We start from the raw sequence: 10,038 nt of genomic DNA, 5'->3' as shown, positions 1-10,038 counted from the left end.
CCGGCGCCGCAACTCCTCCAAGTGGTCAAATAAGGACATTTCCACTTCTCCGGGTAACTCATCGAGGAATTCGGTACTGTCTGGGGGTGGGGTTTTTACTTCTGTCGATGACATGGCTTTGGCTCGATCGTTCTCTACTCAGGCCTTTATCCTAGCATTGATAACCCTTAGCTATTAGCCGTCAGCTATCAGAATCATTCCAACATCGTCGGGTTTGCTCGGTGACAGGTTGCCAATCCAGAACTCAACCCACCAGAGCAGCATCGCACTTTAACCCACGGCTGCAATAAATGTGCATGGTGCGTTCCCCAAAAATCGATCAGTGGAGCAGTAGGACTTGCATTAGGGAACGCACCCTACAAGATCGGCGATCGCACTTAACAAGCAATATAATCGTGAGTGGTTAATCAGTTTGAAGGTGGTCGCCATTCTTTCTGATCTGCTCTATTTCGCTCTACAAGAATTTTAATAGACTCATCGGGAAGGTTTAGCTCTCTTAATAAGCAAATTTGTAGAATCACAGTCAACGTATGAAAAAGTTGAAATAACTCCCGACCCCTTGCCGCCTGTTGTCGTTTTTCTTTATTATGATGCGTCAATGCATTCCGAGTTGCAGAAGCTCTCTTAGAAAATAATTCCCTATCTTTTTCGTTTCCTATAAAATTATTTGGCAGCAAGGAGGACACTTTATTAAGAATTTCTTTGAGTCTTGTCTCTAAAGTAAAGCTTGTTTGATTTTTTAGTTTTCCCTTTAAAGCCTTTCTAAACTCATCACTAATTCCATTTTCTTGATTATCACTTTCACTTGGAAATTTGTCCAATACCTCTCTAAATTTCTTATAAAGTCCTTTTTCGTAAATCTTTTTATCTTGATATGAATCTTCATACTTGCTTGTATGATAAGCCTCCAAAGCTTGGATTATATTTAGAAATTTATAACCCAAGTAAAGGCTAGAGCTATACATTGTTGCCATTAACAAGTCAAAAACAGGTTCATATTCCTCCCTTTTATTAATCCATGCTTCAAAGAATGATCCCAAATTGTTTTCTACATCACTAAATCGAAATAGCATTTTATCGTGGGACAAGTTTATCTCAGAACTCTTCGTAGGATTCCATAAATCAAATATTATGATGACTTGAGTTTCCCGCGCCTCTTTTTCCAGTGTGAAATCTCCATTTGCTTGCTGTACAGGCTTTTCATGAATGACATCTGCTTTCCCAGTAACCTTAATTACTGAAGTTGCTTTTGTCATTGCAAAGCTTAACAAATCACTAAATTTTATCAATAAATTGACACAATCATCTATTGGTTTATTGCAGGGATTTTGTATGGTCAGATAAGTTTTTTGCTCAATACTTGCATTGTACGCGTCAGGGTAAAATGGATAAACACATACTGAAGAAAAGGTAATATATAAATCCAGACTGCCAATTTTCGCCAAATGAATACTCGATGGCGGCTGATAACTCATCCATATTTCGTTCTCTTCTACAGAAAACTGCATTCCAGATTTGCCAACCCATTTCTCTAGATGAGAATATTGAACAGAAATAGATTTCAATTTTATGTCCTGTTCATATTCAAAGTGAATTTTTCTAAAAACATACTCGACATTGAATGAAAGACTCGCTGTGAGTTTTGTAAATTCAAAGCTTTTAACTTGTCCAGAACACCTGTATAAGGTAATTTTTTCATTGTTATCAAGCAAACCGAGAATAATGATTTCCTCAGGCTTTATAAAGTCAAGTCGTACAGCTGATGTTAGATTTGATTCCCCTTCAATGGAAGAAATCTTTACCTGACCTATCTCTTTAAGGTGTGAACTATAAAACGAACCAATTAATTCTAATGTTGCGCCACTCTCAGGCGAAAAGCTTAGTTTTCCTGGAATTACTACTTCTGGTTTGTTAGGAAGCCACCACTTCCCTAAGCTCACAAATTCTTCAAGCATCTGCGTTCAGTATGTATTTGGCTCGGCGCTGATTATACTATGAAATTTTCTCCAGAGCAATGTTTGCTCACAAGTAACCTTAAATTACATTTTACTAAAAACTTTCCGCCAGTCTAACCCTACATCCCAAAAGCTTCGCCTCCGGTTACGCCCCTACCAAGGACTAAGCGGCATAACTACATATTATAGGTCAACTTTCTGCATAACACTCTCCAGAGTAAAAATATACGAAAACTTTCTGCATAATACTCTATTTAGGCGCAATCGCCAGAAGTTTTCCCCATATCACCCCACATCTCCGAACAGTTGTCAAGACTCCTGGGGAAAAAGCCGCGTTTGTTTACACAGCTTAATTAAGAGTTGTAACTTTTAATGAACAGGAAGGGAGTCTAGGGCTGAGAGCTTGCTATAGTGAATCCTAGCCGTTTTTTCACGGCTCGTCATTATCATCTCAGAGCCTTTACTCGTCTCAATCATCATCCCAGAGTAAAATCAATAATCCCTATGGTCAGCACGATCCAAAAACCAGAATTCGAGGAAATCCGTCCGGGTATAAAAGTTCCCGCTAAAGAAACGATCCTCACTCCCCGCTTCTACACCACTGATTTTGAAGCGATGGCGGAAATGTCGATCGCCGCTAACGAGGAAGAACTGAAAGCGATTTTAGAGGAATTCCGTACCGATTATAACCGGCATCACTTCGTTCGCAATCAAGAATTCGATCGCTCTTGGGAGCATATTGATGGCGAAACTCGCCGCTTATTCGTGGAATTTCTGGAAAGATCCTGCACGGCCGAATTTTCCGGCTTTCTTCTCTACAAAGAACTCGGCAGACGTTTAAAAAACAGAAATCCCGTTCTCGCGGAATGCTTTAACCTCATGTCCCGGGACGAAGCGCGTCATGCTGGGTTCCTTAATAAGGCTTTATCGGATTTTAACCTCTCCCTTGACTTGGGATTTTTAACCAAAAGCCGTAACTACACCTTCTTTAAACCGAAATTTATCTTCTACGCCACCTATCTTTCCGAAAAAATCGGTTATTGGCGTTATATCACCATTTATCGTCATCTCGAACAACATCCCGAAGATCGGGTTTATCCGATTTTTAACTTCTTTGAGAATTGGTGTCAAGACGAAAACCGTCACGGGGACTTCTTTGATGCGATCATGCGTGCGCAGCCTGATATTCTTAATGATTGGCGCGCTCGTCTCTGGTGTCGTTTCTTCCTGCTTTCGGTCTTCGCTACGATGTATCTCAATGATACTCAGCGTTCTGGTTTCTACGCCATTCTCGGTTTGGACGCTCGCGAGTACGATAAGTATGTAATCGAGAAGACCAATGAAACCGCCGGCCGCGTCTTCCCGATTGTTCTCGATGTGGATAGTCCTGAATTTTATGATCGCCTAGAAATTTGTGTTCGCAATAACGAGGGATTACGGGCGATCGATAGCGAAAACAGTGCCGCACCAGTTAAATTCCTGAAGAAATTGCCTATCTTCGCCTCTAATGCTTGGCAATTCCTCAAATTGTACCTGATGAAACCGATTCGGGTCGATAAATTAGCCGGTAGCGTCCGTTAAAAAGTTTGTTTTCTTGAGACATGGTGAGGGTGGGTTAAACCGCCCTTTTTTTGTCGATAAAATTCTTAAGAAAATCCTCTAACATTTTTATCCTCGCTAGACTGGATCCTAGGGGTGTTAACTAGCTTTTTACTTTTTACTTTTCACTGTCAAAAATATGGCTATTTATAGTGAATTACCCACAGGACAACGTCTCTATCTCGATAATCAAGGGCCGCAGACGATTGTAACCCTCGCTAGTGGTGCTGTGGGACAACAACAGCAGTCTAGCAGTAGTTTTGCCACGGGAGTTTGGACAAAAGAACCCCAAATAGAGATAATTCCCCAAGGGGCAATTATTGAAATTATCACTGAAACCGGACCCCACAGAATCCAAATTCAAGGGAGCAGTATCGGTTTTTCCTCCCCTCATACCTCTGGAGTTTCTCAGTCCTCTCAATCGACAACCGCTACCAGTTTCTCCTCCTCACCGATGCAACCGATGCAACCGATGCAACCGATGAAAATGGGTAATATGTCGATGAATTTTGCCCCCATGGAAATGGAGATGGGAGATATGAAAATGAGTATGGGAGACGCAAAAACCGTCAGTAAAACGCGATTTTGTAGTCAATGCGGGGCAAAAGTAGCGGCAACCGATCGCTTTTGTAGTAGCTGTGGTCATCAGTTACAGCAATAAAACCTGTTTAGCTAAATCCATAACTCCTTTTGTGGCAAAATTCTGTTTATATTGGCTGAATTGACCCGCTTCTAACCAGATTAACCCACAGCGAGCGCATTTTTCCCACTAAATCGCCTGTTTATCTATGTCCAACATTCTTAACACTGGGGACAAGGGAGGGAGTGTCTCCCTCCCTTCCCTGATGGGTTACACAAGAGCTAGAACCTCTGGAAGTGTGTTACAAGGGATACCCTGGCAACGAGGTAAGACTATATTTCTGGAAAATTATCCCTATTCTTCTTCCTTGCACACAGAAACGAGAAGAGCCAAGTTATCATTGAAACTGCTATAATTAATAAAATCTCAAGAATAGTAAAATTATATGAATGCACTAAAATACCAAACAATCATCAAAAATGGTCAACTTAGTTTACCTCCCCTCGACTTACCAGAAGGAACAGTTGTCGAAGCGATTTTGTTGATTAAAGAAGCTGCTGGAATGGATGAAACGGACTATCTGCTTTCCACAGAAGCTAACCGTCAACATCTCCAAGAGGCAATAGAATCTCTGAAAAATCCTGATAGTTATATTTATGTAGATGCTGCTAACTTATGAGGAAAGTCGCCTTTCTAACCCGAAGTTTTGATGAGTTTAATCAATGGGTGATCGCAGATAAAAAAGTTTACGCTAAAATTGTCAGCCTGATTAAAGATGTTCAAAGATAGCCTTTTTCTGGATTAGGAAAACCAGAAGCATTAAAACATGAACTATCAGGATTGTGGTCACGACGCATTACAAAAGAACATCGCCTAGTTCATAGCGTGTCTGATCAAGAAATTGTTATTGTTTCCTGTAAATTTCACTACTAATAATCCCCAGAAATTCCAGAACTAGCTGAGAGCAAGGCTCTTCTGGTTTTTGTGTGGAAGGAAGAAGAATAGGGATAATTTGGGTGCATCTCAATTTTGGACAAATATCTAGAGGACATTTTGGGCGCACGCGGTGCGCCCCTACCATTGGCGCAATAATATTATTGTAGGGGCGAATTGCATTCGCCCTCTTTGAATAACTTCTGCTGCTCACCTATAGGTGAGGGGAAGTCACAAATTTAATAGTCTTAAACACTTTAAACAGGATTTAGTATTACACAAAAGCTAGAACCTCTGGAAATGCGTTGCAAGGGAGTTCCTTGCAACGAGATAGAAATGAGAAGAACCCTTTACTGATTAATTTTTCACAAAAGTAAATTTACCATTTTTACCATCGGCATCCATTTTAATTTGTGCCACGGAGAATTTATCCTGAATGATTTCCCCTTCGGGAGTAAAAGCAATATCTCCTAGTACAGTGACATACTTACCCGCTAAGATTTCCTGATTTAATTGTTGGCGAATTTGTTCGAGGGAAAGTGTACTGAGTTTATTTTTATCATCTACCCGTTTTAATGCCTCGACAAAAACTTGAATTCCCGTAAAAGCTTGAGCGGTAAATTGGGGCGGTGCTTTTTTATTTTCTGCTGTATAAGCGCCGACAAAATCCCGATTAATAGGATTATCTAATTCCGGGTTATAAGCTTGAGCGATGAGAATACCATCACATTGAGCTTGACAAACCGGGAAAATATTAGAAGTATTTAAACCGTTGCCACCAATAATTAACCCCTGATAGCCTAATTGTCGCAGCTGTTTGACCAAATTTCCTCCGTCAGCAACCAAACCAGAAATAACCACTAAATCCGGTTTAATATTAATAGCGGCGGTGGCTTGGTTTTGAAAATCTGTATCGGTGGTTTGGAATTTCTGCACGGTGATAATATCAAGATTTAAACTCTTTAGGGTTTCTTGAAAAGTTTCCGTTTCCGATTTACTAAAAGCATCATTTTGGGCAAAAAAGACAGCCACTTTTTTAATCTTGGGATCGATTTTTAAAGCGGTTTTAACCGCATTGGGAGCAACCACAGCCACAGGAGCAGACACCCTACCCACATATTCACCGATCTGGGGGATACCTTTAGCGGTATTAGACGGACCGAGAATGGGAACTTTAGCTCGATCGGCGATCGGACTAGCGGCAAAAGCTTGTTGGGACAGGGAGGGACCAAGAATACCCACCACTTTATCTTGAGTGATTAGGGTATTAATGGCGTTGATTGCGCCCTGTTCATCCCCAGCCACATCCTGGATAATAACTTTAATCGGTGTTCCATTGACTCCGCCCTTTTTATTAAAATATGTTTCAGCCATCTTGACACCGATCACCTGTTCCTGTCCCAATAGGGCGAGATTGCTGGTTTGAGCTAAAGCTGCGCCGATGGGAATAGCACCAGTGGCGGCGTTTTCTGCGGGACTGGGGTTAGTTTGACTGGTGGGAGTGCCGGAATTACAGGCCACCACTAAACCAAAAGTGACTAGGGATAATATTAAGGGGATTAATAAACGTTTTCTGAGCATCTTAACTCTCCGGGGACTGATATTGTTGATGACACTATTATTTCGCTAATCGGGTTGATTTCAGCGATAATTCTCGACGCGATCGAATCGGATTTTGCTCCCTTAGCACCCTTTCTTTCCCCTGATTTTGTCGATTAACCTCCCAGTCTCATACTAAATCCTGTTTAAAAGGCATAGGAGAGTGGGGTGTAGGGTGTAGGGTGTAGGGTGTGGGGAGAAGGGAGAAGGGAGAAACAATTCATAACTTGAGAGTTAATCACACTATTGAAAACGGATTTGGTCTCACCTCCCTTTTCAGAAAAACGATTTGCCTTTTCTGGTTCTGTCGCCTAACCTAGTAGTTAGGGAATCTATTATCGCCTTTCCCGTCCACAAACCCCAGCAAGCGAAAACATCCATTTAAGATTATGACCAACCCCGTTATTCACGCCTTTTTCCTCGGACGAGCGATCGCTGAAGTGGTCAGTGAACAGCTAGAAGATGCGTTTACCAACGCTTTAAGCGAATTAGGCAAATTTGATGCCGAACAACGGGAAAACCTGCGGCAATTCGTCGAAGAAGTGCAAATGAGAGCCGATCGAGCCATGGAAAAGGGAGTATATACTGGTACAGACTCCAGTGGTTCCTCCAGTGCCGATGTGCAGGAAAACATCGACGAAATGCGGGCCGAAATCGCCCAATTGCGCTCGGAACTAAAAAACTACCGGAATTAACCAAAAACCCTCTTTTAGTCGCTTTAAAGCCCCAAAAACTGCGTGTCAGCCCTTCTACCCGTCCCCGTTACCCCAGAGTTAAACCCAGCAATGCCGGCCCTCCAAGTCGCCAAAAATAGCTATCGTTGGAATCGAGAAAACTATTCCATCAATCGTCGTCGTCTAGATATTTGGCGATTCGTTCTGACTGTACTTTATCAATTCTGGCTCAACGGTAAAAAATGGAGCTATAACGGCGGCTATAGCGAGGAAAAACTCGCCAGCAGACGCAGAAAACAAGCCGCTTGGATTCGGGAAACCATGCTAGAATTGGGTCCAACTTTTATTAAAGTCGGTCAACTGTTCTCCACCCGGGCCGATCTTTTTCCCCTCGAATATGTGGAAGAATTATCGAAACTACAGGATCAGGTTCCCGCATTTACCTACGAACAGGCCAGCAAAATCATCGAGGTATCCCTCGGTAAACCCCTCAATCAACTCTTTAAAAGCTTTGATCCTATTCCCCTAGCAGCCGCTAGTTTAGGGCAAGTTCACCGGGCCCAACTGAAGACCGGGGAAGATGTGGTGGTCAAAGTCCAACGGCCTGGATTGAAAAAATTATTTAGTATCGATCTGACCATCCTAAAAAAAATCGCCCAATACTTCCAAAATCATCCCAAATGGGGTAAAGGTCGCGATTGGACTGGTATTTATGAAGAATGCTGTAAAATCCTCTGGGAAGAAACCGATTATCTCAACGAAGGTCGTAACGCTGACACTTTTCGCCGTAATTTTCGCGGGGAAGATTGGGTCAAAGTACCGAAAGTCTATTGGCGCTACACCTCTCCCCGGGTTTTAACCCTAGAATACCTCCCCGGCATCAAAATCAGTCATTATGAAGCCCTAGAAGCGGCCGGACTCGATCGCAAATTGTTGGCTAAACTAGGGGCAAAAGCTTATCTAATTCAACTACTCAATAACGGCTTTTTTCACGCAGATCCTCACCCTGGCAATATTGCCGTTGATAGTGATGGCTCCCTAATTTTCTACGATTTCGGCATGATGGGACAAATCAAAACCAACGTGCGCGAAAAATTAATGCAGACTCTCTTGGGAATTGCCCAAAAAGATGCCGATCGCGTGGTCACTTCTCTGGTGGATTTAGGAGCATTAACTGCTAATGGTGATATGGGAGCAGTGCGGCGATCGATCCAGTATATGCTCGATAACTTCATGGATAAACCCTTTGAGGAGCAGTCCGTGGCCTCTATCAGCGATGATCTCTATGAAATCGCCTATGATCAGCCTTTTCGCTTTCCCGCTACCTTTACCTTCGTCATGCGAGCATTTTCCACCCTAGAAGGGGTAGGCAAAGGACTCGATCCCGAATTTAACTTTATGGAAGTGGCCCAACCTTTTGCCCTGCAATTAGTAAATGATATGACAGGAAATAATGGCAGTAATATCCTCGATGAGTTAGGACGACAAGCAGCCCAAGTGAGCAGCACCGCCCTGAGTTTACCCCGACGCATCGATGATACGATCGAAAAATTAGAACGGGGTGATATCCGTGTCCGGGTACGTTCCAGCGAATCCGATCGACTTTTGCGGCGATTGGGTATGATTCAAATGGGAACCAACTATACTTTACTGATCAGTGCTTTACTTATCTCAGCGACGCTTCTATTCGTCAGTGGTTTTGGTTGGTTAACTTTAGTGCCGATGGCGATTTCGCTGCTGCCGGGGATAGCTCTTGTGAGACTCTGGCGAAAAATTGAACGTCAGGATCGCATGATGTAATTGATTGCGGGATAATAAATATTGTGTTAGCAGCAGAAATTTCGATGAACAATCTTTCTTTTGGAGGACTGACCGATCCTGGTGTAGTGCGATCGGTTAATCAGGATAGTTATTATATCGACCCCGAGCGGCGCTTTTTTATCGTTGCCGATGGTATGGGGGGTCATGCGGGGGGCCAGGAAGCTAGTCAAATCGCCACTGAAACTATCCAAGCTCATCTAGAAGAACACTGGAATTCGCCCCGGGCTGCCGGGGAATTGCTGCAGGAGGCAATTACCGTCGCTAACGAGAAGATTATCGAAGATCAGCTGAAAAATCCCGAAAGACAGGACATGGGGACAACCCTAGTCATGGCTATCTTCCGAGATGATGGCTCTTGGTACACCCATATTGGTGATTCCCGTCTCTATCGCTTTCGTGAGCAAAAATTAGAACAGGTGACGGAGGATCATACCTGGGTAGCTAGGGCGATAAAAATGGGCGATCTGTCCGAAGAAGAAGCCAAAAACCACCCTTGGCGGCACGTTTTATTTCAATGCCTTGGTCGTCGCAATTTGCCCCCAGTGACCGTGTCTCCCCTCGATCTGCAATCCGGCGATAGTTTGATTCTCTGTAGTGATGGTTTGACGGAAGAACTGTCCGACGAGGAAATTAGCGATTATTTGCAAACCGGTGCCGATTGTCAGGAAATTGTCGAGAATTTAGTGGCAGCAGCCAAAAAAGCTGGCGGTTCCGATAATATCACCGTGGTCATGGTCAGCTGTTGACTATCTAGGGTTTGCAGCAAAAAGTTTCTCGTGGGGAAGTGGGGAAGTGGGGAAGTGGGGAAGTGGGGAAGTGGGGAAGTGGGGAAGTGGGGAAGTGGGGAAGTGGGGAAGTGGGGAAGTGGGGAAGTGGG

General features: G+C 43.2%; 8 protein-coding genes and 2 pseudogenes. 7 read left to right on the top strand and 3 right to left on the bottom strand.

Annotated features, from left to right (window positions below):
- Positions 1-114, bottom strand: a pseudogene (locus IM496_RS22310) (twin-arginine translocase subunit TatC); the annotation flags it as partial.
- A gap of 293 nt (positions 115-407) precedes the next feature.
- Positions 408-1,955, bottom strand: coding sequence for an ApeA N-terminal domain 1-containing protein (locus IM496_RS05610; RefSeq protein ID WP_287661503.1), 1,548 nt, complete (start codon positions 1,953-1,955; stop codon positions 408-410).
- A gap of 504 nt (positions 1,956-2,459) precedes the next feature.
- Here IM496_RS05610 and acsF point away from each other — a divergent pair.
- The 4 genes and pseudogenes from acsF to IM496_RS05590 all read left to right on the top strand — a co-directional run bounded on the left by acsF (position 2,460) and on the right by IM496_RS05590 (position 5,067).
- Positions 2,460-3,536 carry a magnesium-protoporphyrin IX monomethyl ester (oxidative) cyclase gene (gene acsF, locus IM496_RS05605; protein WP_002752007.1) on the top strand — a complete coding sequence of 359 codons (1,077 nt, stop codon included), beginning with the start codon at positions 2,460-2,462 and terminating at the stop codon, positions 3,534-3,536.
- Between the two features lie 157 nt (positions 3,537-3,693).
- Positions 3,694-4,215, top strand: coding sequence for a zinc ribbon domain-containing protein (locus tag IM496_RS05600; protein ID WP_287661502.1), 522 nt, complete (start codon positions 3,694-3,696; stop codon positions 4,213-4,215).
- Between the two features lie 364 nt (positions 4,216-4,579).
- A complete protein-coding gene (locus IM496_RS05595) occupies positions 4,580-4,813 on the top strand; it encodes a hypothetical protein (RefSeq protein ID WP_287661501.1) in 234 nt (77 codons plus the stop codon).
- Positions 4,810-5,067 (top strand): annotated as a pseudogene (locus IM496_RS05590) (Txe/YoeB family addiction module toxin). Before IM496_RS05595 ends, IM496_RS05590 begins: the two are co-directional and overlap by 4 nt.
- Positions 5,068-5,424: 357 nt before the next feature.
- Here IM496_RS05590 and IM496_RS05585 read toward each other — a convergent pair.
- Positions 5,425-6,648 carry an ABC transporter substrate-binding protein gene (locus tag IM496_RS05585; protein WP_287661500.1) on the bottom strand — a complete coding sequence of 408 codons (1,224 nt, stop codon included), beginning with the start codon at positions 6,646-6,648 and terminating at the stop codon, positions 5,425-5,427.
- Positions 6,649-7,055: 407 nt separating this feature from the next.
- Here IM496_RS05585 and IM496_RS05580 point away from each other — a divergent pair, with 407 nt between their 5' ends.
- From IM496_RS05580 to IM496_RS05570, 3 genes are all read left to right on the top strand, one after another.
- Positions 7,056-7,361, top strand: a complete 306-nt coding sequence (locus IM496_RS05580; protein WP_002742311.1) for a DUF6825 family protein — start codon at positions 7,056-7,058, stop codon at positions 7,359-7,361.
- Positions 7,362-7,451: 90 nt separating this feature from the next.
- Positions 7,452-9,140, top strand: a complete 1,689-nt coding sequence (locus IM496_RS05575) for an ABC1 kinase family protein (RefSeq protein WP_287661504.1) — start codon at positions 7,452-7,454, stop codon at positions 9,138-9,140.
- A 44-nt stretch (positions 9,141-9,184) separates the two neighbouring features.
- A complete protein-coding gene (locus tag IM496_RS05570; protein WP_194017711.1) occupies positions 9,185-9,907 on the top strand; it encodes a Stp1/IreP family PP2C-type Ser/Thr phosphatase in 723 nt (240 codons plus the stop codon).
- Positions 9,908-10,038: the final 131 nt, after the last annotated feature.

The sequence above is a fragment of the Microcystis sp. M049S2 genome, from assembly GCF_020245625.1.
GTDB classification, from domain to species: Bacteria; Cyanobacteriota; Cyanobacteriia; order Cyanobacteriales; family Microcystaceae; genus Microcystis; species Microcystis ichthyoblabe_A.
The sequence above is the reverse complement of the archived record's forward strand: the minus strand, read 5'-3'. Positions and strand labels throughout refer to the sequence as shown.